The sequence below is a fragment of the Synechocystis sp. LKSZ1 genome (assembly GCF_040436315.1).
Taxonomy (GTDB): Bacteria; Cyanobacteriota; Cyanobacteriia; order Cyanobacteriales; family Microcystaceae; genus Synechocystis.
This window is the reverse complement of record NZ_AP031572.1, coordinates 54,818-77,911: the sequence shown is the minus strand read 5'-3', so window position 1 is coordinate 77,911 and position 23,094 is coordinate 54,818. Positions and strand designations below refer to the sequence as shown.

25 protein-coding genes and 1 tRNA gene are annotated in these 23,094 nt (G+C 51.9%); 20 read left to right on the top strand and 6 right to left on the bottom strand.

The annotated features are described in order from the left end of the window. Positions 1-2 precede the first annotated feature (2 nt). From ABXS88_RS00410 to ABXS88_RS00380, 7 genes are all read left to right on the top strand, one after another. A complete protein-coding gene (locus tag ABXS88_RS00410; protein ID WP_353673244.1) occupies positions 3-548 on the top strand; it encodes a L,D-transpeptidase in 546 nt (181 codons plus the stop codon). A 40-nt stretch (positions 549-588) separates the two neighbouring features. Further along, the gene (locus tag ABXS88_RS00405; protein WP_353673243.1) at positions 589-1,251 is read left to right on the top strand and encodes a Mo-dependent nitrogenase C-terminal domain-containing protein; all 663 of its coding nucleotides are present in this window, start codon (positions 589-591) and stop codon (positions 1,249-1,251) included. Between the two features lie 3 nt (positions 1,252-1,254). Then, positions 1,255-2,268, top strand: a complete 1,014-nt coding sequence (obgE, locus tag ABXS88_RS00400) for a GTPase ObgE (RefSeq protein ID WP_353673242.1) — start codon at positions 1,255-1,257, stop codon at positions 2,266-2,268. 39 nt (positions 2,269-2,307) lie between these two features. Then, positions 2,308-2,781, top strand: a complete 474-nt coding sequence (locus ABXS88_RS00395; RefSeq protein ID WP_353673241.1) for a hypothetical protein — start codon at positions 2,308-2,310, stop codon at positions 2,779-2,781. A 124-nt stretch (positions 2,782-2,905) separates the two neighbouring features. Next, a complete protein-coding gene (locus ABXS88_RS00390; protein WP_353673240.1) occupies positions 2,906-3,760 on the top strand; it encodes a branched-chain amino acid ABC transporter permease in 855 nt (284 codons plus the stop codon). Positions 3,761-3,876: 116 nt separating this feature from the next. Beyond that, positions 3,877-4,770 (top strand): acetylglutamate kinase, encoded by an 894-nt coding sequence (gene argB, locus ABXS88_RS00385; RefSeq protein WP_353673239.1) that lies wholly within the window; start codon positions 3,877-3,879, stop codon positions 4,768-4,770. A 242-nt stretch (positions 4,771-5,012) separates the two neighbouring features. Next, complete coding sequence (locus ABXS88_RS00380) at positions 5,013-5,231, top strand: DUF4327 family protein (protein ID WP_353673238.1); 219 nt, start codon at positions 5,013-5,015, stop codon at positions 5,229-5,231. 57 nt (positions 5,232-5,288) lie between these two features. On the opposite strand, the gene ABXS88_RS00375 is transcribed toward ABXS88_RS00380, so the two are convergent. After that, on the bottom strand, positions 5,289-6,509 hold the full coding sequence (locus ABXS88_RS00375) for an ATP phosphoribosyltransferase regulatory subunit (protein WP_353673237.1): 1,221 nt from the start codon (positions 6,507-6,509) through the stop codon (positions 5,289-5,291). Between the two features lie 483 nt (positions 6,510-6,992). Between ABXS88_RS00375 and ABXS88_RS00370 the strand changes: the two genes are divergently transcribed. The 6 genes from ABXS88_RS00370 (at position 6,993) to tgt (ending at position 11,871) form a co-directional block, all read left to right on the top strand. Next, a complete protein-coding gene (locus tag ABXS88_RS00370) occupies positions 6,993-7,367 on the top strand; it encodes a hypothetical protein (RefSeq protein WP_353673236.1) in 375 nt (124 codons plus the stop codon). Between the two features lie 170 nt (positions 7,368-7,537). Next, positions 7,538-8,602 carry an IS4 family transposase gene (locus ABXS88_RS00365; protein WP_353673235.1) on the top strand — a complete coding sequence of 355 codons (1,065 nt, stop codon included), beginning with the start codon at positions 7,538-7,540 and terminating at the stop codon, positions 8,600-8,602. A 122-nt stretch (positions 8,603-8,724) separates the two neighbouring features. Continuing rightward, positions 8,725-9,546 (top strand): 5'/3'-nucleotidase SurE, encoded by an 822-nt coding sequence (surE, locus tag ABXS88_RS00360; RefSeq protein ID WP_353674844.1) that lies wholly within the window; start codon positions 8,725-8,727, stop codon positions 9,544-9,546. A gap of 47 nt (positions 9,547-9,593) precedes the next feature. Beyond that, complete coding sequence (locus ABXS88_RS00355; RefSeq protein ID WP_353673234.1) at positions 9,594-10,178, top strand: DUF3727 domain-containing protein; 585 nt, start codon at positions 9,594-9,596, stop codon at positions 10,176-10,178. A 41-nt stretch (positions 10,179-10,219) separates the two neighbouring features. Continuing rightward, the gene (locus tag ABXS88_RS00350) at positions 10,220-10,579 is read left to right on the top strand and encodes an NAD(P)H-quinone oxidoreductase subunit M (RefSeq protein WP_353673233.1); all 360 of its coding nucleotides are present in this window, start codon (positions 10,220-10,222) and stop codon (positions 10,577-10,579) included. Positions 10,580-10,743: 164 nt separating this feature from the next. Continuing rightward, positions 10,744-11,871 carry a tRNA guanosine(34) transglycosylase Tgt gene (gene tgt, locus ABXS88_RS00345; protein WP_353673232.1) on the top strand — a complete coding sequence of 376 codons (1,128 nt, stop codon included), beginning with the start codon at positions 10,744-10,746 and terminating at the stop codon, positions 11,869-11,871. Between the two features lie 67 nt (positions 11,872-11,938). On the opposite strand, the gene msrB is transcribed toward tgt, so the two are convergent. The 3 genes from msrB to ABXS88_RS00330 form a co-directional block, all read right to left on the bottom strand. Continuing rightward, complete coding sequence (gene msrB / locus ABXS88_RS00340) at positions 11,939-12,478, bottom strand: peptide-methionine (R)-S-oxide reductase MsrB (protein WP_353673231.1); 540 nt, start codon at positions 12,476-12,478, stop codon at positions 11,939-11,941. Continuing rightward, positions 12,475-13,650 (bottom strand): HhoA/HhoB/HtrA family serine endopeptidase, encoded by a 1,176-nt coding sequence (locus ABXS88_RS00335; protein WP_353673230.1) that lies wholly within the window; start codon positions 13,648-13,650, stop codon positions 12,475-12,477. Before ABXS88_RS00335 ends, msrB begins: the two co-directional genes overlap by 4 nt. Before the next feature lie 164 nt (positions 13,651-13,814). After that, on the bottom strand, positions 13,815-14,633 hold the full coding sequence (locus ABXS88_RS00330) for a hypothetical protein (protein WP_353673229.1): 819 nt from the start codon (positions 14,631-14,633) through the stop codon (positions 13,815-13,817). Positions 14,634-14,651: 18 nt separating this feature from the next. Here ABXS88_RS00330 and ABXS88_RS00325 point away from each other — a divergent pair, with 18 nt between their 5' ends. From ABXS88_RS00325 to ABXS88_RS00315, 3 genes are all read left to right on the top strand, one after another. Next, positions 14,652-15,314, top strand: coding sequence for a Crp/Fnr family transcriptional regulator (locus ABXS88_RS00325; RefSeq protein ID WP_353673228.1), 663 nt, complete (start codon positions 14,652-14,654; stop codon positions 15,312-15,314). Between the two features lie 76 nt (positions 15,315-15,390). Next, positions 15,391-15,476: transfer RNA gene (locus tag ABXS88_RS00320), tRNA-Leu, on the top strand. A gap of 56 nt (positions 15,477-15,532) precedes the next feature. Beyond that, entirely contained in the window at positions 15,533-15,694 is a 162-nt protein-coding gene (locus tag ABXS88_RS00315) for a DUF5989 family protein (protein ID WP_353673227.1), read from the top strand. Here the strand turns inward: ABXS88_RS00315 and ABXS88_RS00310 are convergent. After that, the gene (locus ABXS88_RS00310; RefSeq protein ID WP_353673226.1) at positions 15,691-17,034 is read right to left on the bottom strand and encodes an AMP-binding protein; all 1,344 of its coding nucleotides are present in this window, start codon (positions 17,032-17,034) and stop codon (positions 15,691-15,693) included. The two genes, ABXS88_RS00315 and ABXS88_RS00310, sit on opposite strands and share 4 nt — an antisense overlap. A gap of 9 nt (positions 17,035-17,043) precedes the next feature. Beyond that, positions 17,044-17,895, bottom strand: coding sequence for a carboxylating nicotinate-nucleotide diphosphorylase (nadC, locus tag ABXS88_RS00305; RefSeq protein ID WP_353673225.1), 852 nt, complete (start codon positions 17,893-17,895; stop codon positions 17,044-17,046). Positions 17,896-18,052: 157 nt separating this feature from the next. Here nadC and ABXS88_RS00300 point away from each other — a divergent pair, with 157 nt between their 5' ends. The 4 genes from ABXS88_RS00300 to apcD all read left to right on the top strand — a co-directional run bounded on the left by ABXS88_RS00300 (position 18,053) and on the right by apcD (position 23,037). After that, positions 18,053-18,865 (top strand): phytoene/squalene synthase family protein, encoded by an 813-nt coding sequence (locus tag ABXS88_RS00300; RefSeq protein ID WP_353673224.1) that lies wholly within the window; start codon positions 18,053-18,055, stop codon positions 18,863-18,865. A 158-nt stretch (positions 18,866-19,023) separates the two neighbouring features. Next, positions 19,024-21,027 (top strand): biosynthetic arginine decarboxylase, encoded by a 2,004-nt coding sequence (gene speA, locus ABXS88_RS00295; protein ID WP_353673223.1) that lies wholly within the window; start codon positions 19,024-19,026, stop codon positions 21,025-21,027. A 68-nt stretch (positions 21,028-21,095) separates the two neighbouring features. Then, positions 21,096-22,352 carry a methionine adenosyltransferase gene (gene metK, locus ABXS88_RS00290; RefSeq protein WP_353673222.1) on the top strand — a complete coding sequence of 419 codons (1,257 nt, stop codon included), beginning with the start codon at positions 21,096-21,098 and terminating at the stop codon, positions 22,350-22,352. Positions 22,353-22,551: 199 nt separating this feature from the next. Continuing rightward, the gene (gene apcD, locus ABXS88_RS00285) at positions 22,552-23,037 is read left to right on the top strand and encodes an allophycocyanin subunit alpha-B (RefSeq protein ID WP_353673221.1); all 486 of its coding nucleotides are present in this window, start codon (positions 22,552-22,554) and stop codon (positions 23,035-23,037) included. Positions 23,038-23,094 lie beyond the last annotated feature (57 nt).

Here is a 23,094-nt window from a genome sequence, read left to right as displayed (position 1 = left end):
CGATGTTTTTTTCCCTAACCCAACTGTCTGGCCTGGCCCTGGCTCTAACGGTGACAACCACGGCCTTGGCTCAATCCCAGCCCGCGTCAACGCCCCAGGCTCCCCTCCCCGCTACGACGGCCACCGTCGCACCTCAAACTAAGGCCCTGGCCACTAAACTGGTTCTGGTACTAAGTGAGCGTCGGGTTTATGCCTACCAAGAGAACAAGGTATTGGCTAGTTTTCCTGTTGCTGTTGGTAAAAAGGGTTGGGAAACCCCGACAGGTAATTTTCAAGTCATTCAAATGACCAAAGACCCGGTTTGGGAAAATCCCTGGAACGGCAAAAAAATTCCGGCTAGCCTCAATGGCCCCATTGGCGTTCGCTGGATCGGTTTCTGGAGCGACGGCAAAAATACTATTGGCTTCCACGGTACCCCTAAAAAACACGAATACCTGTTGGGTCAAGCCGTTTCCCATGGCTGTGTCCGGATGCGCAACCCCGATGTGGTAGCCCTATTTGAATTGGTACAGCCCGGCACTCCGGTCATTGTCACTCAGAAGAAGTAGTCTGTGTTTCCCTGGTTCCCCTTCACGAGGCGTATTCTCTATGGTTTCTACCTCAACCACTCCCTACAGCAACGTGCAGATGGCCACTTGGTTGCGGGGCCTGCTTACTATTGCCTGGGCCGACGGCGACTTTACTACCGAGGAGCAGACCCTGATCACCGAACTGGTTAAAGAAATGGGCTTTCAGGAAACGGATACGGTGCTGTTCAAAGCCATCCATCCCGAGGAATTGGTCGAAGGCCTGGGTAAAGATAAGGCCACGGCAGAAAACTTTCTGCGAACTGCAGTTTTAGTGGCTATTGCCGATGGTCTCTACTCCCCCAGCGAATCGACTATTCTCCACGATTTTTGTGAGGCCCTGGGCATTAAAATCCAGGCCCTGGAAGCCTTAGAGCATACCCTCTGCGATCCCGAAAGTCAGATACTAGAACAAGCTCATCCCCATCCTGACCTGCTCCATCCCATGAAGGACTGGCTGGATGGCATGGCCATCCATGACCCACGTTTGGCCCGCTTTATTTGCAAACTGGTGCCCCCTCAATGTCCCTTTGAACGGGATGTCACCCTCTTTGGGCATAAACTGGTTCATATTCCTCCCCTCTGCAAACTCAATCCGCTCTACGAACAACTGGTCGGTCTACGTTTTCGGGCCCTGTCCTACCTAGCGGATGACTGCAAAGAGGATATTTCTGACTATATCTAGCCCATGCAATTTATTGACCACGCAGAGATCGAAGTTGAAGCCGGTAAGGGCGGAGATGGCATTGTAGCCTTTCGTCGAGAAAAATATGTCCCCGCCGGCGGGCCTTCCGGAGGCAATGGGGGCCGGGGCGGTTCGGTCTTGCTCCAGGCAGTGGATGATCTTCAAACCCTCCTGGACTTTCGCTATGCCCGCTGTTTTAAGGCCGAAAATGGTAAGCGAGGCGGCCCCAATAACTGCACCGGGGCGGCGGGCCAGGATACGCTGATTCAAGTTCCTTGTGGCACCATGGTCTACGATGCGGAATCGGGTGACTTGTTGGGGGATTTAGTGGTTCCGGGCCAAACCCTCTGCGTGGCCCAAGGGGGAAAGGGTGGCCTGGGAAATCAGCATTTTTTGAGTAATCGCAACCGTGCCCCGGAATACGCCCTGCCAGGGCTGGAGGGAGAAAAACGCCAATTGCGCCTGGAATTAAAACTCTTGGCGGAAGTGGGAATTATTGGCCTGCCCAATGCGGGTAAGTCAACGCTGATTTCGGCCCTCTCCTCGGCCCGGCCCAAAATTGCTGACTATCCTTTTACCACGCTGATTCCCAATTTGGGGGTCGTTCGCAAACCCACGGGCGATGGCACCGTTTTTGCGGATATTCCTGGTCTAATCGAAGGGGCCTCTGAGGGCATTGGTCTCGGGCACGAATTTCTGCGTCACATTGAACGAACCCGTCTCTTGCTCCACCTAATTGATAGCACTGCCGAGGAACCGCTGGCAGCCTATCGCATTATTACCCAGGAACTGCAATCCTATGGCCGGGGTCTACCGGAACGGCCCCAAATCCTGGTGCTGAATAAAATTGACGCCGTGACGACGGATCAGTTAAATAGTCTTCAGCAAGATTTTGCGGCCCTAAACGCTGGCCCAATCTTTTGTATTTCTGCGGTGACACGCTTGGGTCTAGACTCGCTAATGCAAGCAGTGTGGCAACAATTAGAGGCCCTGCTCTTAGAATCATTGAGTGTCTAGTCCTGCCCTTAATCGAGAGACATTGGAGAACTACAAACTATGGCACTGCCTTTGCCCCAGCCACTGTTAATTTATCAAAAATCCCGATGGTCTTTCCTTGGGAAGGTCTGCTCCGGCCTAAATTTGGTAGGCTTGCTCGGAATTTTACTGACGACAACAGCTTTAGCCCAAACAAGCTCAGGACATTTATTACCACCACCACCGCCCGGCCCTAATCCGGTTCCGAGTCCCTCTGCGGCCCTGAATCCTGTTGTTAACCCCGCTAGTAGCCCTGCAAGTTATTCCCAATCCCAGCCCAATACTCCTAGCGTTGCTCGTTCCTACCGGGTATTGGCCGTTGTCCAAAGCATCAACCAGGAACAGCAGGTATTCAGTCTTTTCCCCACGGCCTTTAGAACCCATTACCAAGGCCAGGCGATGCTACAGGTTGGTCGTTTCCAAGACCCTACCAATGCCCAGCAGGTTTCTCTCCAGTTGCAAAACCTCGGTGTTGCCGCCGTGATTGAACCCTAAGGACGCTGGGACGGGGCCGATGGCGATGGGTCTCAGACAGGGAAAAACAGGGTGCAGTATTCAAAAAAAGCCGATTTGGTGTAATTTGGGGAAGCAATCAGCCCATAGAGTCCGTTCAGCCGTCATGGAATTTCCTCAACTCGTTTTTAATGGCCTTGCCCTCGGGAGTGTGATCGCCTTGGCCGCCGTTGGCCTGACCCTGACCTACGGAATTTTAAAACTTTCCAATTTTGCCCATGGGGATTTTATGACCCTGGGGGCCTACCTCACCTGGGTCGCCAATCTCAACGGCATCAGTCTGTGGATCTCGATGATTTTCGGCTGTCTGGGCACCATTGGAGCCATGTTGCTATCGGAGTGGTTACTCTGGAAACCGATGCGCGACCGGCGGGCGCCTGCGACCACTTTGATTATTATTTCCATTGGCCTGGCCCTCTTTTTGCGGAATGGCATTCTCCTGATCTGGGGGGGCAGTAACCAAAGTTATCAAGTTCCCATCCTACCGGCCCAAGACCTGTGGGGTCTAAAGCTGGAGTACAATCGTCTGATTATTATTGCCATGGCCCTGGGGGCGATGGTGTTGCTTCACCTCCTCCTACAGAAAACCAAAATTGGTAAGGCCATGCGGGCGGTGGCTGACAACGTTGACTTAGCTCGGGTTTCGGGGATTAATGTCGAGCAGGTTGTGATCTGGACTTGGGTGATCACGGCGATTCTGGTTGCCTTGTCGGGTTCGATGTATGGCCTCGTTACGACCCTCAAACCCAATATGGGCTGGTTTTTAATTTTGTCGATGTTTTCCGCCGTTATTCTAGGAGGTATTGGCAATCCCTACGGGGCTATTGCCGGCGGTTTTTTGATTGGTCTGGCCCAGGAAGCCAGTGTGCCTTGGTTTGGCACCAACTACAAAATTGGGGTCGCACTCGCTTTAATGATCCTGGTTCTACTGGTACGGCCCCAGGGCCTATTTAAGCAGTAACCCAGAGGAGGGAAATCCCGTGAACTGTCAATGATGGACAGATTGGCAGGGGGATGCGCCGTTTAAACTGAGAAGCAACCCTTTTAGCGATAGCCCTATTCAAGGCCAACGATACTATGAGCAATACCCACGAATATATTGGTGAAGAGGCCGCCACTCGGGTCAAAATTTTGAGTGAGGCCCTTCCCTACATTCAACATTTTTCGGGGCGGACGGTCGTGGTGAAGTATGGGGGCGCGGCCATGAAGGACAGTTCCCTCAAAGATAAAGTGATTCGGGATATTGTTTTTATGGCCTCCATTGGCATCCATCCGGTGGTCGTCCACGGTGGGGGGCCAGAAATTAATAGTTGGCTAGATCGGTTAGGTATTGAACCCAAATTTAAAGATGGCCTGCGGGTCACCGATGCCCCGACCATGGATATCGTCGAAATGGTGTTAGTGGGGCGGGTCAATAAGGAAATTGTCTCTCTGATTAACCAGGCCGGTGGCCTGGCCGTGGGCCTCTGTGGTAAGGACGGTAACCTGATCACGGCTCGGGCAATTACCCAGCAGGATATTGGTTTTGTGGGAGAGGTCAGCAACGTCAATGCCCAACTCGTGGAATCCCTGGTGAAAAGTGGCTATATTCCGGTGATTTCCAGTGTGGCCGCCGATGAATTTGGTCAGGCCCATAACATCAATGCCGATACCGTTGCCGGAGAGATTGCCGCCGCCCTGGGGGCCGAAAAACTGATCCTTTTGACGGATACGCGGGGCATCCTACGGGATTACAAAGATCCATCAACGTTGATCACCAAGATGGATATCCAACAGGCCCGGGAATTGATTCAAGCGGGGATTGTGGCCGGGGGCATGATTCCTAAAGTAAATTGCTGTGTCCGTTCCTTGGCCCAAGGGGTGCGGGCCGCCCACATTATCGATGGTCGTTTGCCCCATGCTTTGCTCCTGGAAGTCTTCAGCGATCTGGGTATCGGCTCGATGATTGTGGCTTCTAGCTATCATCTCTAGAGGGCTCAAGGGCGCGTTAAATAGTTCCTCATCCCCAACGACATGGCCCTGAAACCAGCGATTCTTCAGGGGATTCAGCGGGGGGACTTGCCGTTTTCTGGGGAATCCGCTAAAAATGGGATATGCTGGGATAGCGTGTCTACCCTATTAATGCAACCAAGACACCACCAGCGTCGCGACCTGCGACCTAATTTTAATTTTTTGAAAACTCAACCTATTTAACCCATTTAGCTTGTCTATCTATGACAAATCAGCTTGCCCACCCGATGGAAAAGTTTCAGCGTAAAATGGCTTCCCTTGTGGAGTCCAACGCCATTAAACCTAACGACAGTCTTTGGAAGCTCGCCCTACTCTACGGAGATGAGTGGGCCTTTTGGAAACGAGAACTAGAAGACTTTGGTTTTACTATGCAAGACCCCATTCAAGAGGTCCTATTGGTTGAAGCCTGGGACGAAGATTAAATCTTGAACGATGCTTGGCCCCTAGGGAATAGGGGTCTGAGGTTGCCCTTAAGCCACTCAATCAATGAGCTTGACCTCCGCCTGGCCCTGGGCCGTCACCCATACCAACTGACGAATTTGAGCATAGCGTGCATAGTCTAGCAAGGCCTCTGGACTCCGGCCCCCTAAGTCCACTTCAATGCGCTGCTGGGGATGCTGCTCCCGCAAATGCTGAGCATACTGAAACGCGGCCTGTTCGGCCTCTAGCCCCTGGGGAATTACCAACCAATCTGTCACAGGAGTACTTTTGGGTAAATCATCTCCTACCAATAGGCATGTATGCAGTTCCTCAACATTAAAGGAAAAACCAATACCTGGAAGGGAAGTCTGCTGGGGATGATACTGACTGAGTAACTGGTCGTAGCGCCCTCCCTGGCCAAGAACGTACCATTGATCCACTATTTGGCCAAAGGCCTGGAAGACAATGCCCGTGTAGTAATCAAAGGGTTGGAGCCAACTTAAGTCTAAAATTAACGGCGGAAGAGACTCCTGGCTTGCCTGAATTAACTGCACCAGGGCCTTGAGGTTTTGGAGTCGCTGTTGACAAACGCCATCGAGGTCAAAATGCTCTAGGCGCTGAAACACTTCATCAGCGCTTCCCCGCAGGTCAAATAACTGTAGAGCCCATTGTTTTAACGTTGAGTCTGGATACTCCAATCCCTGTAGCTGCACATAGTCTAGGTGAGCCATGCAATGGCGGACTTGTTGACGGAGGGGCAAAGGAAAGCGTGCTAATAGGCCCTGGGTCAGGCCCGCTTCTCCTAAGATAAGTGTCCAACGATCCAGTCCTAGATTTTTGAGACTATCGGCCAACAGCAATAGAATTTCCGCGTCGGCCCGAACGCCTCCCACAAATAAAAGTTCTACACCAGCCTGAAAAAATTCCACCTGCCGGTCAGGATGACCCATCGGGGGCCGGCGAAAAACATTGGCTCGATAGCAAAGACGTTGGGGATGGGTGCCATCGGTCATCCGAGTGACTGCTGCCCGTGCAATGGACGCCGTTAGCTCTGGCCGCAGACCAAGGCGACTGCCCGAGCCGTCCTGAAGTTGGACAACGGTAGCTGGATCAATTGCTCCCCCCGCCACTAATGTATCCAACCACTCCAAGGTCGAAGTCACAATCCGTTGGTAGCCCCAGCGTTGGAAAACAGCTTGCAGACGGTCATTAATCCAGGCTTTTTGAGCAACTTCCAGCGGAAGCAGGTCTCGCGCCCCTGCGGGTGGTTGATGAATCATGGTTGGTTTGATGGCTCAGATGGGCTGGCTCACCCATTTTACCGAAAAGTTGTCCTTGGACTAGAGGAACCCTGCTCCATGACTCCAGTTCCACCTTCCGCCTATAAACTGAGAATCTTCCCCATTAATGTAAAGAAATGTTTCTTCAAGATATTAATTCCTCGTCTAGCTCATCGTTAAGACCGAAACATCAACCCGTAATGATTTCCCTCAGTTTTAGGGATCAATTGATTTAGAGGGTAAAGGGGATTTTTTGGGCAAAAACTTAGTTGCAACTCTTTTATCTTGGGGATGAGAGCCAAGTCTATCAATAGTAATTTAAAAAGAAAGTTTTTCTGTCAAGCCTTAAATGTAAAAATATATTTCGCTCTACTCATTTTACCAGGAAAGTTCCTTATACTGGTGTTTACGCATCCTTAACGGTTTCGTTAACCCTAGGGATCAGTGAGTAAAAAAATGTTGTTGTTGTCGGAGCAAATTTATATGGAACTATCAGCAAAAGAAGGTATGGGGGGAGGATACAGCCTTACCCTGCTCAAGAGTTTTTCGGTCTGGACGTTGACCCTGCTCGTCTGTTGGCTAGTGGTTGGTTTTCCCATTGTGGTTTTAATGGCAACGGTAGGGGTATTAGCCACTGTCACTTTGCAATCGGTGCTTCCTATGAGTGCTGTTCTCTTAGTAGCCGGTAGCTTGATTGGGGGGAATTTGATTGCAGTGTTAGTCGGTGCAGGAGTCTTAACCCTCCGGGGTATTCATCCCCAGGAAGTTCGCTGGCTCGGCTGGCTCCATGGTCAAGCCAGTCCTTCCCATCAGGCCCGCTTTGCTGCCTGTCCTCTAACCTGTAGCTTGGTTCAGTAAATCTGCCCTTGGGGTGATAGCTCAGTCAGTCCACCAAGCCCGGTATAAGCCGGGTTTTTTCTTGGTCTGGGTTGAGACGGGCCTCAGTACCGGACAAAAAATGGAGTTGCGGGGTTGAAAGAGAGTCAGGGGTGGGGTTTCATAGGTTAACCACAACCACCAGAAACCCCATGACCCATAGTAAAGACTTACAGGCCGCCCTACAACCTCACTTCAGTTGGCATGGAGCGAGACTAGCCTTTCTGAGCTTGTTCCTGGTCGCCCTGTTTAAAGTGCAAAGCGTAAGTTTAAGCAAGCTTAGTAAGGGATTCGAGAGTGAAGCCAAGCCAAGTTCCAGCGAAAAGCGTCTATCACGTTTTTTTGCTGACTTTGACCTTGATTACCAGGAAATAGCCCAGATGGTCGTGACCTGGATGAAGATTCCCCAGCCCTGGGTCTTATCGCTAGACCGAACCACCTGGGAGTTCGGCAACACTTGTCATAACCTGCTGGTGTTGGCCTTGGTCCATGAGGGAATCGCCTACCCCCTGATGTGGGAGATGCTGGATAAGAAAGGTAATAGCAACCAGCGTGAGCGCATTGAGCTGATGGAGCGCTTCTCGGTTCTGTTTCCAGACGCGGCAGTGGCCTTCCTTGCCGGAGACCGGGAGTTTATTGGTCAAGTCTGGACGTTCTATCTGCTGCTGGAGCCGCAGCAGTCCTTCCGGCTGCGGATTCGCAAGACCGATAAGATTACCCATGACGGCAAAACCCTTGCTGCTGGCACCCTGTTGGCCCATCTCCAAGTAGGAGAGAAGCAGCGCTTAAGCGGTTCTTGCAAGGTGTGGGGCTGTGCTGTCATGGTAGAAGCACTGCGACTGCCGGATGGTCAGTTGCTCACCGTCGTCGCTCCGGTCGGAACCTCTGAACCCCTTCAAGATTATGCACAGCGCTGGAACATTGAAACTTGGTTTGGGGCTTTCAAAACCCGAGGCTTTTGCATCGAATCCACCCACTTCAAAGACCCGGAGCGCTTGAGCAAGTTATTTGCTTTATTAACCTTGGCTTTGTGCTGGGCTATGCAGACGGGGCGATTTATTGCCCAACACACCCCAATCCCTATCAAAAACCATGGGCGCAAAGCCAAAAGTGTTTTTCGCACCGGTTTTGACCACCTTCAACATCTGCTATTAAACCCGACTCCCTCCCACCGACAAGCTCTCAGAGCCACTTTTTCTTTTTTGTCCGGTACTTAGGAGACGGGCCTGCTCATTGCCTCCAGGCCAGCACGATTCCTTTGTGGGGCAGAACATAGCTTCACTGGGCCTTAAGGCAGTATGCTGGGGGGAAAGTATTTCCCCAAAATCAATCGACTGTGCTGAATCTGCTGATTAGTAATGATGATGGGATTTTCGCCCCCGGTGTTCGCGCCTTAGCTAATACCTTTGCAGAAGCGGGGCATCGGGTCACCGTCGTTTGTCCTGACCGGGAACGCTCCGCCACCGGCCATGGCCTGACGCTTCATCAACCGATTCGTGCCGATGAAGTAGAAGGGGTTTTCCATCCTGCTGTCACGGCCTGGTCTTGTTCAGGAACCCCCGCTGATTGCGTCAAGTTTGCCCTTTATGCGGTGCTAGACCAGCGGCCAGATTTTGTGCTCTCGGGTATTAACCACGGGGCAAACCTAGGAACAGATGTGCTATATTCGGGAACCGTCTCGGCGGCTATGGAGGGTCTAATCGAAGATATTCCCAGCATTGCCTTTAGCCTGGCCAGTTTTGCTGCCCACAATTTTCAGCCAGCGGCCAATTTTGCCCAGATCCTGGTGCAGCATTTGGCCCAGCACCCCTTGCCCCATACCACCCTCCTTAGTGTCAATATTCCCCCTGTTGAGGAGGCTGACATTGCGGGCGTTTGCTTGACACGCCAGGGCCTACGTCGCTACATTGAAACCTTTGAGGAGCGTTTTGACCCCAGGGGAAAACGTTACTACTGGCTAGCGGGAGAAGTGGCTAAGGAAATTGAGCAACCGGAACATCTTCACCTGTCCACTGGTATTCCAACCGATGTTCACGCTATCCAGGACAACTACATCACCATTACCCCCCTCCACTATAATTTAACCGATGTTGCGGGTTTTCATGCCCTCAGGGAGGCCCCTTGGTTTTCGACTGCATTGCATCCCAAAAGAACAGAGTAGTTACAACTAATGTGATATTCTAAGTAGTCAAATTAGCGTGATATCCTATGTCTTCCTATCTTTTTAGCCAAGAAAATGAGCCAGATGAGGCGGATAGCGTCACTCTCCGAGATGAGGCGGGAAGAACGCTTGATTGCTACATTGAAAACTCCCTTGATTTTGACGACGCAACCTATCTCCTGCTCATGCCCGTTGACATTCCCATTGTGATTATTGCCTGGGAAGATGAAGCAGATAGTGAAGAAGAGGACGATGCTGAAGCCGTCTTACTAGAAGATAACGAAGAAATTGAGCTGATTTTTGCAGATGCCAAAGCAGTACTAGAAGAACTCAATTTAAGCTTGAAATATACAGCCTATACTTTAACGGTGAGTGGAGAACTCCCTCCCATTGAAGACGAGGACATCCTGACGCTAGAACTCGATGAAGCGGAAGAGGGTTTAGAACCGGAAGAATTACAATTTCTGGCCAGCTTTTATCATCAAGAGCAACGTTACTCTATCTATACTCCCCTTGCTCCCTTGCTGTTTCTGGCAAAATCTAACGTCCGGGGAGATATTGAGTTGGTCACCCCCGAAGAAGAAAGAATGCAGTATATTCTAGAGGAGCTTTTGTTTGAAGAGGGCGATTAGTCCTAAAGAAACCATTATCCAAGGCTGTTTGCAGAGGTTCTATGCTCGTTAAATCTACCACTCGTCACATTCGCATTTTTTCGGCTGAAGTTCAAGGCAATGAATTAGTTCCCAGTGATAAAGTTCTAACCCTTGATGTTGACCCTGATAACGAATTTAATTGGAGTGAGGAATCCCTTCAAAAGGTTTACCAGCAATTTGACCATTTGGTTGAATCCTATAGCGGTGAAGATTTGAGTGAATACAATCTACGGCGTATGGGCTCTGAACTCGAGCATTTTATTCGCTCCCTATTGCAAGCAGGGGAACTGACCTATAACCTGAATAGTCGTGTGCTCAATTACAGCATGGGACTTCCTAAACAGGAAAGTCCTGAAACTGAAGGAAAGTGGACCCTTTAACCTCTTTATTCCTGACGATTCTTAGCCTAAGTTATTGGGGAAAAAAGACTCACTTAAAATGGAGTCTATCTCAGGGCACGGCTCAAGCTTGGTCTTACAATTTGTTTGGGATTAGTACATAACGTGCTTGAGTCAACCATGATAGTCTTATCTCATAACCGTTCGTGACCTTCACCTTTTCTTGTCAGGCCTGTTGTTCTCAGACCCAGGCCAGAGCGGGGGTGTTTACCACCCCCCATGGCCCTGTGGAAACCCCTCGTTTTATGCCCGTTGGTACCCTCGCCACCGTGAAGGGAATTACCCCTGACCAATTGGCGAGTACCGGGGCCCAAATGGTTTTATCCAATACCTACCATCTCCATCTACAACCAGGAGAAGATCTGATTCATCAAGCCGGTGGCCTCCATGCCTTCATGGGTTGGCCAGGGCCAATTTTGACAGATTCTGGTGGTTTTCAGGTCTTTAGCCTAAGTGCCCTGCGGACGATTCGAGAGGAAGGCGTGATCTTCCGCTCTCCCAAGGATGGTCGCCTGATTGATATGACCCCCGAACGCTCGATCCAGATTCAAAATACCCTCGGGGCGGATGTAATCATGGCCTTTGATGAATGCCCTCCTGGCCAGGCGCCTCGTGAAGTGGTAGAAGCTGCAACGGCCCGAACCTATCGTTGGCTAGAGCGCTGTCTCCAGGCCCATAGTCGGCCCCAGGATCAGGCCCTGTTTGGCATTGTGCAGGGCGGGGTTTATCTAGACCTCCGGGCTAAGGCCGTCGCAGATCTGATTTCCCTGGATTTGCCGGGTTATGCCATTGGTGGTGTCAGCGTTGGCGAAGCGCCAGAACTGATTCACCAAGTGGTTCAAACCACCGCTCCCCTATTACCAGTCCAGAAGCCCCGCTACTTAATGGGAGTCGGCACCTACCAAGAAATGGTGATCGCCATTGCCTCGGGCATTGATCTGTTTGATTGTGTGATTCCCACCCGGTTAGGCCGCCATGGGACAGCTTTGGTACAAGGAGAACGCTGGAACCTTAAAAATGCTCCTTTTCGGGAAGATTTTCGTCCTCTGGATGAGACTTGTCCCTGCTATACCTGCCAGACCTTTAGTCGAGCCTACTTACACCACCTGGTTCGTTGCCGGGAAATGTTGGGCTATATTTTACTGTCTCTGCACAACATTACGGAACTGGTTCGATTTACAACGCGCATTCGAGAAGCTATTCGACAGGATCGTTTGCTAGAGCAATTTGGCCATTGGCTCACTTCTGAGGTTCCTATCAAGGAATCTGGGTGAAGTCCATCGGTCAATTCTAGCCCCCAGGGCCTGACCTAGGGGCTAGAATTGCTTGACCAAAACCAAATTAGGCCTGCTTTGGAGTAAACTTGAGGGCCACGCCATTCATACAGTAGCGTTTCCCCGTCGGTGCTGGCCCGTCGTCAAAGACATGGCCCAGGTGACCACCACAACGGTCACAGTGCACTTCAGTACGGGTCATAAAGAAGGCGCGGTCAACGGAGGTCGCCACAGCATTTTCCAGGGGGGCATAAAAACTAGGCCAACCGGTGCCACTATTAAACTTCGTTTCGGATGAAAATAAGGGTTGGTCACAGCCAGCGCAGCGGTAAGTACCGGGACCATACTGTTTATCGAGGGGACTCGTTCCGGCCCGCTCTGTTCCGTGCTTCCGCAGGACTTTGTATTGTTCCGGCGTCAGGATGGCCTGCCATTCCGCATCGGTTTTGGTGACTTCAAAGACTTCAGTGGATTTTGCCATAGGAGTTGAGGATTCAATGATAGATGAGGGTTTCGCCTCAGAGGTTTCGTTAGAGGATAAATATTGGGCTGACCAGAGGGCCCCTAGGGTGAGCGGCCCTGCTCCTAGAAGATAACGCCTTTTCATGTCGGATTTTCTAATTGGGCAGTTTGTACTGACAAATCCAAGCGACGATCGCCGCGTTGGAGAGTAAGCTTGAGGGATTGGTTAATACCAGTACGATCCACCAGGGCTTGCAGTTGAGCACCATCGCGGATTGGTTGACCATTCACTGCCACGATCACATCCCCCCGACGTACCCCAGCCCGTTCAGCAGGGGTATTGGGCAAGACTCGCACCACAAGAATACCTTCGACTTCGGGAATGACGAAAGGTGAGTTGGGGTCGCGATTATTTTGCCGGGCCAATTCTGGGGTTAAATTCACCATCTGGACGCCAATGTAGGGATGGGGAACTTTTTGACCAGCCGCCAAGGTTTTTTGCAGGGCCTTGGCTTGATTAATTGGAATGGCAAAGCCAATACCCATGGCATCGGCCCGGATAGCAGTATTAATACCAATGACTTCGCCCCGCGCATTTAACAACGGGCCGCCGGAATTGCCAGGATTAATGGCTGCGTCAGTTTGGATAAACTCGACGCGCTTATCGGGAATACCGGCCTTGGCCGCCGACCGGCCAATAGTACTAATAATACCCAAGGTAACGGTATTGTCCAGGCCCACAGGATTACCGACCGCAATCGCCCAATCGCCCACCTGCACCTTTGAGGAATCGCCGAGGGGAGCAACGGGTAGGGAAGCATTTTGAGGATTGATTTTGACCACAGCTAAATCAGTCACTTCATCTGTTCCCCGAACTTCACCGTTAAAGGTGCGGCCATCCTTGAGGGTTACGGTTACTTTATTGGCATTATCGACCACGTGGGCATTGGTGAGAATAATACCGCTCTGGTCAATGATAAAACCCGAACCTTGGCCCGAAATTCTCTGCTCCCGGGGCGGTACAGGAAAAGAACCCCCAAAAAAATCCCGAAAGAAGGGGTCATCAAACAGCGGGTCAATGCGTCGTGTCACGACTGTTTCTGTATCAATCCGAACCACCGCCGGGCCGGTTTTAGCCACCGCCGCAGCGACAAAACTATCCGCCGATAGCGGAGCAGGAACTTGGGAGAGGAATTCAGGCGTAAGATCCTCGGCAACGGCATGACGATTGGGCAGACTAGTTAACGCAAAAACACTGCCCACCACAAAGGCCAGCAGATAGCCACTAATTCGGCGTAGAGGAACGGGAATTTTCATCTTGGCAAATCGTTATCGATAAGGTGAGTTTGGGTAATAGTCTTAAAAGCATTCCAGGAAGCCTCTTTTGCCCCAGGCCTTAGGACAGGAATTTGCTTCAGTTCTATCCTAGCAGAGGCCTTCCAAACCCTTGGTGAGAGACAGTTTTTCAAGCGGATGTCGCTCTACAGTTCTGTCGGGACGTCGTAGGCTCCTTGCCGATTTAAGCTGTATGCAAGGAGATATTGGGCCAGATTCAGCAGGCCCATAATGGCCCCTTGGAGATTCGGTTCAGCCTGGAAGTAGGTCAGGGGATAGTCGGCAATAACCGCTAAGGCCAGGGCACAGAGGTTATCTAGACGAGGATGGGACAGACCGCCCTGATCAGCTAACTCATCGATCAGCGCTAATATTTGGCCCAATAATGCCTGCATCGAAGCAGGCCAGGGAGAAAGACGGAGAGATGGGTCAGGTAGGGACCAGTCCTGGGATTCCAGCAATGTTAACCAATAACAAAGGCGGGCGTGGGTGTATTGGTAGGCACTCCAGGGTGTTGGTGCCGTTATCCCTTTCTTTGGGGGTAGGGCCTGGCGTTGTTGAGCAAGTTGGGGCATCCAGGCCTGCCGCCAGGGTTCCAGGTCGCCATAGGCCAAGGTTAGGGTGAACCAGCCTGACCCTGTCGTCTCAAGCTGGAGAGGAAGATTAACTGCGTTGGGGAAGGAACACTGTTGAGGAAGCCAAGGCTGGAGGGTAGTCAAAATTTGGGCCGGGGATTGACGGCAATGGGAAGCCAGTTTAAAGGCCAGGGCACAGCGGTAGCTGACGTGAAAGGGGGTGATTTTGGGGGAGAGGGGAATGGCCTGGGGCGCCAGATTAAGGGTTGGATAAGTAGAGGTGAGGGCCTGTTGTAATTGTGTTTGCAGGCAAAATTTTAAGGATAAAATCGGCCATAACGGTTCAATGCAAGGGAATGGTTTTCCCCTAGATACTTGACTAATTTCCACGTAACGACCCCCTAAACCATGACTTTTATTGACCTCCCCATTTCTCCCCTGTGGCTGGATTTGGTGCAATGGGGTAAAGACCATTATCGAGACCGTATTTTTGCTAAGGAAGCCCTGATCCCGACCCGGCCTGGCCCGCTCTATCTAGTCCATCACGGGGTTGTTCGCCTCGTTAGTCAGACCACCTTTCCTTCCGCCCTACCGCCCCACCCTCCGGCCGAAGCCTTGGTTGGACTGCTGGGTATTGGTCAACCCTTTGAAATTGTCTCCCATCCCCATTTTGTGATTTCAGCCCAGGCCCACGTGGATGGCACAGCGGTTCTTTGGCTTTACTGGAACGAACTCCAGCAATGGCAGGCTCTCTACCAACAGATCCTAGAGCAATTCAAGGCCCAGCATCGTCAGCAACTGCTTTGGATGGGCATTCTCGGCCAAAAATCGACTTTCCATCGACTGCTCAATTTTCTGATCCTCTGGGGCAAAAGCATGGGGGAAACGCCCGGACAGGACTACTATTTGCCCTATCCCCTGACCCACGCCCAACTCGGCCAGGCGGTCGGCTCAACTCGGGTGACAGTGACTCGTCTCTTGGCCCGTCTCCGCAAACAGGGTTTGGTCTGGCAGAACGAAAATAATCGTCTCTGTTTCAACTACCCTGGTCTGCAAAGCTTGTTGACCTGAGTCCCCAAATATTTTCTGAATTTCCGATAAAAATGTGTTAGTATAAGTGGCTGTCGATAAAAATATCTTTTTCAACGGGGGTGTGGCGGAATGGTAGACGCTGCGGACTTAAAATCCGTTGGGCCTTATAAGCTCGTGAGAGTTCAAGTCTCTCCACCCCCATTCAATTACCAATCGTGATCAGAAGCTGAGTGAGGAGTTAACGACGTTTTGGCGCCATGGATAATTTTCTAGAACTTTTGCGAGATATCTGGGGCTTTTTACGGGAAAGACAAAAATATTGGCTCTTGCCGTTGATCCTAACCATGATTCTGCTCGGGGCCTTAATTATCTTTACCCAGGGTTCCGTCATTGCTCCTTTCATTTACACACTGTTTTAGGCTTGGGCCAACTGCTTAGCCACCCAGGCCTGGAGCACAGAATAATTGAGTTTACCTGCCGGAGAGCGGGGGATTTCTGGCATCGCCAACCACTGCTTCGGACATTTATGGGCACTGAGTAGAGGTTTGAGATAACGACGGAGTTCGGTGGGGGTGACGGTTGCTGAACCTGGAGAATAAACAGCAATCACTTGTTCGCCCCAATGGGCATCGGGCCAACCCAACACCACTACATCCTTTACCTTACCCGAGGATAAGAGAAGCGCTTCGATTTCCTGGGGAAAGACCTTTTCTCCCCCCGTAATCAGACACCGGCCCTGGCGACCGAGAATATGGAGTTGCCCCTGGGGGTCAAAGTAACCGAGGTCACCAGGGTTAAACACCGTCGGTCGTTCCCGGGGCGGATAGTAGCCATGGAACAAGGACTGGGCCTGGATTTGCAAGGAGCCGACTTGGCCTGGTTCGCAGGCCTGGCCCTGGTCATCCACAATCGCCACCTGGGCGTGGGGTAAAATCCTGCCGACTCCCTCCTGGCCTTGGGCGAAGGCTTTGGGCTTCAGGGTTGCGATCTGGGCCGCTGTTTCCGTCATGCCGTAGGTCGGGGCAAGGTTAATCTGAGCCTGACGGGCCGCCGTGAGGAGGCTGGGCCAAGCTGGCCCTCCCCCCAGGAGAACGGCTTGAAATGGTTGCAACCAGTGGGGATGATGGCTTAAAAGATATTGGAGTTGAGTCGGCACGAGGGAAATAAACCAACCGTGGAAGTCTCCCGTCGGGGGCCCTTGTTTGAGCTGGGCATAATTCAGGTAATAAAACTGGCCCCCTGTGAGCAATGAGCGCAGAAATTGCATCAAACCGCTGACATGGTAAAGGGGAAGACAGCAGAGGCTATGCACACGATTCACTGAAAAATAGGCCTGGAAAGCCTCGACAGCGGCCTGTAGCGTCTGCCCGGTATGACAGGCAAAACGAAGACGGCCGGAGGAACCGCCGGTGGGAATACCGATCCAGCTTGGGGAGGGGTTGGGGATTAGCCCTTGCCAAGTTAGGGGAGGAACGTTTCCGAAAATGACATCGGGCCGGAGTACGGAGGTTAGGGCCTGCCATTCCTGCTGTTGCCAGGCGGGATTCCCCAGAAAAAGAGAGACCGGGGCCTGGCGGGCCGCTAGAAAACCTGCCAGGAAATTGAGGGGATCGGCTTCCGCCAGAAGGACTTGCTGACCCGCTTTCAGGCGTTGGCCATAGTGGTCGATGCGGGTTTGAAAAGCTAAGGGATCGGCCCCCACCAGTCCGCCTTGGGCTAACAAATCCGTTACTAGGGCCGATAGTGTTTCTCGTTCCATGGCCCTGTCCTAGAAAATAAGCTTCATACTCAAGTCCAGCCAGGGGGAGCGGGTAATGGGGGCGCTACTGGAAATGTAGTCCACGCCAGTTTTAGCCACCAGGCGTAGGTTATCGAAGGTAATGTTGCCGGAGGCCTCAATACGAATGTCAGGATTTTGGCGACGGATAAATTGAACGGCCTGGGTCATTTCCTCCAGGGTCATGTTATCTAACATGATGATGTCGGCCTTGGCGGTGATGGCCGCTTGAATTTCCTGAAAACTGCTGGTTTCTACCTCAATGGTGAGGGGATAGGGAATGGATTTGCGGATACGTTTCACCGCCTCGGCAATGCCCCCCGCCGCCACAATATGGTTGTCCTTGACCATCACCGAATCATCAAGGCCCATACGATGATTTATGGCCCCGCCGATCTGGGTAGCGTATTTTTCTAATAACCTCAGACCGGGCGTGGTTTTACGGGTATCCACTAACTTGGTCGGGAGATCGGCGATCACGTCCAGATAACGACGGGTAGCCGTGGCGATGCCACTCAAACGCATGGCCAGATTGAGGGCCACCCGTTCCCCCATTAACAGACTGGTTAACGGGCCCCTCATTTCTGCAATCCGTTGGCCCTGTTCCACCCGTTCTCCTTCCGCCACCAGGGGCGTGTAAACGACTTGACTATCCAACAACTGAAAGACCCGCGCCGCTACGGTCAAGCCTGCCACAATGCCCCCTTCCTTGGCCATCCAATAAGCCTGGCCAGACTGGGTCAGTTCTAACCCTTGGGTCGAACGGTCTCCCCGGCCAATATCCTCCACCAGCCACTGCTGTAAAAGTGGGTCGAGTACAATCCAGGGAGGTAAAATAGTCATGATTCATCTCAGCCTAGGGATTTGACCTATTGTAGAGTTTCCCTTGATACAATTCAGCAAAATTTTGAGCGTTGCTGGAACTTCCGGGGATAGATTCGGATCTCTCTTTGAGATGAGTGTATGCTAATGCTTAAATTTGGTGTCAGGAGTTAAGTGAATGAATTTGCGCCATCATGCCCTCGCAGTTTTGAAAGAAACTAGCCGGACATTCTATATTCCCATCAGTATCCTGCCGGCGGGTTTACTGGAAGCGGTGGCTTCGGCCTACCTCTGTATGCGGGCTATTGATGAAGTGGAAGACCACCCTGACCTCGATACTGTCACCAAAGCACGGATTTTACGGCAAATTAGTCTCAATCTCCAGGGGATGGGGGAAAAGTCGACTCCAGAAGCCTTTGCCAATGGTCTAGCGACTTATAAGGGCATCCTACCGGAAGTGAGTTTACGAGTGGGGGAATGGGCCCTGCTGGCCCCGGAAAGTATTGCCCCCCGCATTTGGGATGCCACGGCGGCCATGGCAGACCGCATGGCCTACTGGTCGGAACGGAACTGGTTGATTGAAACTGAAGCGGATCTAGACCAATATACTTTTAGTGTAGCTGGGGCTGTGGGCCTGCTCCTGTCTGATCTCTGGGCCTGGTTTGATGGCACTGAAACCAATCGTTCCCAGGCTATTGGTTTTGGCCGGGGCCTACAGGCCGTGAACATTGTCCGCAACCACCGCGAAGACCAGCGTCGGGGCGTGAGCTTCTTTCCCCAGGGTTGGGAAGTCAAGGATATGCACCGCTATGCCCGCTATAATCTCAGCTTGGCGGATCAATACACGAAGTCCCTACCGGCGGGGCCAGCCTTGAATTTTTGTCGCATTCCCCTCACCCTGGCCTATGGCACCCTGGATGTGTTAGCCCTAGGCAAGGAAAAGTTAAGTCGTAATGATGTCATGGCTCTGGTGAATCAGGCCACCCGCTAGGGCAAATCGTTTCTATTCCGGGGTTTTTCCCTGTCTACCAGTCTGGCCCCGCCAGAAAAATCAAGATCGTTGATAATTGGGAAGGTCTAGGCCTCTACCTGGACTCTTGCCTTTGCTTTCTCGCCCAGCCTTCGAGACTATACCGTATGGAATTGGAAATGACCGCCACCCTAGAAACAACGTCCCAGGCCCCCGCCCCTTCGACAGCCCCCCCGGCCTGGACCATTGAAGAGAGTGAAAATCTATACCGCATCGAAGGTTGGGGAGACCCCTACTTTTCCATCAATGCCGCTGGCCATGTGACGGTCTCGCCCCAGGGAGACCATGGTGGCTCCCTCGACCTCTACGAACTAGTGGAGGGTCTGCGGAAACGTAATATTGGCCTGCCCCTGCTCCTGCGTTTTTCCGATATTCTGGCCGACCGCATTAACCGCATCAATGCCGCCTTTGCCCGAGGCATTGCCCGCTACAAGTATCCCAACAGCTATCGGGGGGTTTATCCCATTAAATGTAACCAGCACCGCCATATCGTCGAGGCCCTGGTGCGCTACGGAAAACCCTACTATTTTGGCCTAGAGGCGGGTTCCAAACCGGAATTAATGATTGCCCTAGCCATGCTGGAGCCAGCGGAAAGCCCAGATATGGAGGCTAATCAGTCTCTGTTGATCTGTAATGGCTATAAAGACCGGGAATACATCGAAACGGCCCTGCTGGCCCGGCGTTTAGGACACCGACCGATCATTGTGGTGGAACAAGTTTCCGAAGTAACCCTGGCCATTGAGATCAGTCAGGCCCTGGGCATTAAACCGATCCTGGGAGTCCGGGCCAAGTTGAGTACCCAGGGGGTTGGACGTTGGGGTATTTCCACCGGCGACCGGGCCAAATTTGGCCTGACTATTCCCGAAATGCTGGCGGTGGTGAATCAGCTCAAGGCGGTGGAAATGCTGGATTGTTTGCAATTGCTCCATTTCCATATCGGCTCGCAAATTTCCTCCATTTCCGTGATTAAGGAGGCCATGACCGAGGCTAGCCAAATCTATGTGCAGTTGGCCAAACTGGGGGCTAATATGCAGTATCTGGATGTGGGAGGCGGCCTGGGGGTCGATTACGACGGCTCCAAAACGAATTTTTATGCCTCCAAAAATTACAACATTCAAAACTACGTCAATGATGTAATCTCGGCAGTGCAAGAGGCCTGTGAAGCCGCAACGGTTCCCTGTCCCACCCTGATCAGCGAGAGCGGCCGGGCCATTGCCTCCCACCAGTCAGTCTTAATTTTTGATGTCTTGGCCACCAACGATATTCCCCAGCAGTTGCCCGAACCCCAGTCAGAAAAAGAGCATTTGATTATTCGTAATCTCTGGGAAACCTGGGAGATGATCTCCGCCGAAAATTACCAAGAAGCCTACCACGACGCGGTGCAGTTTAAGGAAGAGGCCATTAGTCTCTTTAACTTCGGTTATCTTGGCCTCAAGGAGCGGGCCCGGGCCGAGCAACTCTACTGGGCCTGCTGTAGCAAAATTCTTGATATTTGTCGGCAACAGGCCTACGTCCCCGATGACTTGGAGGATTTGGAGCTGAGCATGTCTTCCATCTACTACGTCAATATGTCGGTCTTTCAATCGGCCCCCGATTCTTGGGCTATTGACCAACTATTTCCGATCATGCCCATTCATCGTTTGGATGAAGAACCCACCCAACGGGGCATTTTAGCGGATATTACCTGCGACAGCGACGGCAAGATCGACCGCTTTATCGACCTGCGGGATGTGAAATCGGTGCTGGAACTCCATCCTCTGCGCCAGCTTCCCCCAGCAGCCAATCGTGACCATCCCCCGGTTTTTGAACCCTACTACCTGGGCATGTTTTTGATGGGAGCCTACCAGGAAATCATGGGCAATCTCCATAATCTGTTTGGTGACATTAATGTGGTTCATATCCAGATGACCCCCAAGGGCTATCAGATCGAGCATTTAGTCAAGGGAGACACCATTGCTGAAGTCCTCAGCTATGTCCAATACGATGCGGAGGATCTCCTCGAAAATATGCGTTGCTACACCGAAAAGGCTCTGGAGGACGACCGCATGAGCCTGGAGGAATCCCAACTGCTTCTGGAAAACTATGAACGGAGCCTCCTCCACTACACCTATCTCAAAAATTAGAAGGAACAGTGTATGATGGGGGATTAATTTCGCCTGCCTGCCGAATTTGTTGCGAGGAATACAAACCATTGTCTAGACGCTATCTCTTTACCTCAGAATCTGTCACCGAAGGTCACCCCGATAAAATTTGTGACCAAATCTCCGACACTATTCTAGATACCCTTCTCACCCATGACCCCCGCAGTCGGGTGGCGGCCGAGGTAGTGGTCAACACCGGCCTGGTCTTGATCACGGGGGAAATTACTTCCCAGGCCCATATCAACTTTGTGGAATTGGCCCGCAAGAAAATCGCAGAAATTGGCTATACCAATGCCGACAACGGCTTCTCTGCTAATAGCTGTGCGGTGCTGGTGGCAGTAGATGAACAGTCCCCCGATATTGCTCAAGGGGTAACCACGGCGCAAGAACAACGCCATGCCCTGAGTGAAGATGAACTCGATCGTATTGGGGCCGGCGACCAGGGGATTATGTTTGGCTTTGCCTGCAATGAAACCCTGGAATACATGCCCCTGCCCATTAGTCTGGCCCACCGCATTTCTCGGCGGCTAGCGGCGGTGCGGAAAACCGGCGACCTAGCCTATCTACGGCCCGACGGCAAAACCCAGGTTTCCATTACCTACGAAGATGGTATTCCCGTGGGCATTGATACTATTCTGATCTCTACCCAACACGATGAAACCATTGGGGCCATTACCGACAATGATGCGGTGCAGGCCAAAATCAAGGCCGACCTCTGGGAAGCGGTGGTTCAGCCGACCTTTGCCGACATTACCATCCAGCCCAATCAACAAACACGATTTTTGGTTAATCCTACCGGCAAATTTGTCATTGGTGGCCCCCAAGGAGATGCTGGTCTAACAGGGCGCAAAATCATTGTCGATACCTACGGTGGCTATTCCCGTCATGGGGGCGGCGCCTTCTCGGGTAAAGACCCAACGAAAGTAGACCGTTCTGCCGCCTACGCAGCCCGTTATGTAGCCAAAAATATTGTGGCTGCTGGCCTAGCGGCCAAGTGTGAAGTCCAGGTCAGTTACGCCATTGGAGTAGCCCGGCCCGTCAGTGTGATGATTGAAACCTTCGGTACCGGCAAGGTCAATGAAGCGGAACTATTAGAGGTGGTTCAAAATCACTTTGAACTGCGGCCAGCGGGAATTATCCAGGCCTTTAATCTCCAGGCCCTACCGGGAGAACGGGGCGGACGCTTCTTCCAGGATGTTGCTGCCTATGGTCACTTTGGCCGGGATGACCTGGATTTACCCTGGGAAAAAACCGACAAAGTCGATCTACTGAAGTCAGCCTTTGCCCGCTCCTTGGTCAATGCCTAGGGCCTGACCTGAGCGGCTTTAATGCTTAGGGGAGAGGGCCTGTCATCCTTGCCCCTCCTACTTTTAAGCAGCCCAAATACAAGTTTGATTGTACTAAAACCCCCAAGAAAGAAGTTTTGTAGGCATTTCTAGGAGAGTTGTCCTGAGAGACCTCAACTCAGGCTAAACTACAGGATGATATGAGATTTTTGTTGATATCATGAGCGTAGTTAGTCAAGTTATTCTCAAAGCCGACGACGAACTCCGTTACCCCAGTAGCGGCGAGTTACGGGGTATTCAGGAGTTTTTAAAAACCGGTCAACAACGGATTCGCATTGCTGAAACCTTAGCAGAAAACGAAAAGAAAATTGTTGACCAAGCTCAAAAGCAACTTTTTAAAAAACGCCCCGACTACCGTGCCCCTGGGGGGAACGCCTACGGTCAACGTCAGTACAACCAATGTCTCCGGGACTACGGTTGGTACCTGCGCCTCGTCACCTACGGGATTCTCTCTGGTGATAAGGAACCGATTGAAAAGATTGGCCTGGTGGGTGTCAAGGAAATGTATAACTCCTTAAATGTCCCTGTCCCTGGCATGGTCGATGCGATCCAATGTCTGAAGGAAGCGGCCCTCGGCCTGCTGAATGCAGAGGAAGCGGAGGAAGCCGCCCCCTACTTTGACTTTATTATTCAGTCCATGGCCTAAACAGTGGCCAGGCGGCTGGGAAAATGAGGGCTATCCTTGACTGCTTGCGACTGGTCT

Excerpts from the sequence above, each read along its gene's own strand:
- ABXS88_RS00410 (WP_353673244.1), top strand. The coding sequence starts at position 3 with ATGTTTTTTTCCCTAACCCAACTGTCTGGCCTGGCCCTGGCTCTAACG.
- ABXS88_RS00405 (WP_353673243.1), top strand. The coding sequence starts at position 589 with ATGGTTTCTACCTCAACCACTCCCTACAGCAACGTGCAGATGGCCACT.
- obgE (WP_353673242.1), top strand. The coding sequence starts at position 1,255 with ATGCAATTTATTGACCACGCAGAGATCGAAGTTGAAGCCGGTAAGGGC.
- ABXS88_RS00395 (WP_353673241.1), top strand. The coding sequence starts at position 2,308 with ATGGCACTGCCTTTGCCCCAGCCACTGTTAATTTATCAAAAATCCCGA.
- ABXS88_RS00390 (WP_353673240.1), top strand. The coding sequence starts at position 2,906 with ATGGAATTTCCTCAACTCGTTTTTAATGGCCTTGCCCTCGGGAGTGTG.
- argB (WP_353673239.1), top strand. The coding sequence starts at position 3,877 with ATGAGCAATACCCACGAATATATTGGTGAAGAGGCCGCCACTCGGGTC.
- ABXS88_RS00380 (WP_353673238.1), top strand. The coding sequence starts at position 5,013 with ATGACAAATCAGCTTGCCCACCCGATGGAAAAGTTTCAGCGTAAAATG.
- ABXS88_RS00375 (WP_353673237.1), bottom strand. The coding sequence starts at position 6,509 with ATGATTCATCAACCACCCGCAGGGGCGCGAGACCTGCTTCCGCTGGAA.
- ABXS88_RS00370 (WP_353673236.1), top strand. The coding sequence starts at position 6,993 with ATGGAACTATCAGCAAAAGAAGGTATGGGGGGAGGATACAGCCTTACC.
- ABXS88_RS00365 (WP_353673235.1), top strand. The coding sequence starts at position 7,538 with ATGACCCATAGTAAAGACTTACAGGCCGCCCTACAACCTCACTTCAGT.
- ABXS88_RS00355 (WP_353673234.1), top strand. The coding sequence starts at position 9,594 with ATGTCTTCCTATCTTTTTAGCCAAGAAAATGAGCCAGATGAGGCGGAT.
- ABXS88_RS00350 (WP_353673233.1), top strand. The coding sequence starts at position 10,220 with ATGCTCGTTAAATCTACCACTCGTCACATTCGCATTTTTTCGGCTGAA.
- msrB (WP_353673231.1), bottom strand. The coding sequence starts at position 12,478 with ATGAAAAGGCGTTATCTTCTAGGAGCAGGGCCGCTCACCCTAGGGGCC.
- ABXS88_RS00335 (WP_353673230.1), bottom strand. The coding sequence starts at position 13,650 with ATGAAAATTCCCGTTCCTCTACGCCGAATTAGTGGCTATCTGCTGGCC.
- ABXS88_RS00325 (WP_353673228.1), top strand. The coding sequence starts at position 14,652 with ATGACTTTTATTGACCTCCCCATTTCTCCCCTGTGGCTGGATTTGGTG.
- ABXS88_RS00315 (WP_353673227.1), top strand. The coding sequence starts at position 15,533 with ATGGATAATTTTCTAGAACTTTTGCGAGATATCTGGGGCTTTTTACGG.
- ABXS88_RS00310 (WP_353673226.1), bottom strand. The coding sequence starts at position 17,034 with ATGGAACGAGAAACACTATCGGCCCTAGTAACGGATTTGTTAGCCCAA.
- nadC (WP_353673225.1), bottom strand. The coding sequence starts at position 17,895 with ATGACTATTTTACCTCCCTGGATTGTACTCGACCCACTTTTACAGCAG.
- ABXS88_RS00300 (WP_353673224.1), top strand. The coding sequence starts at position 18,053 with ATGAATTTGCGCCATCATGCCCTCGCAGTTTTGAAAGAAACTAGCCGG.
- speA (WP_353673223.1), top strand. The coding sequence starts at position 19,024 with ATGACCGCCACCCTAGAAACAACGTCCCAGGCCCCCGCCCCTTCGACA.
- apcD (WP_353673221.1), top strand. The coding sequence starts at position 22,552 with ATGAGCGTAGTTAGTCAAGTTATTCTCAAAGCCGACGACGAACTCCGT.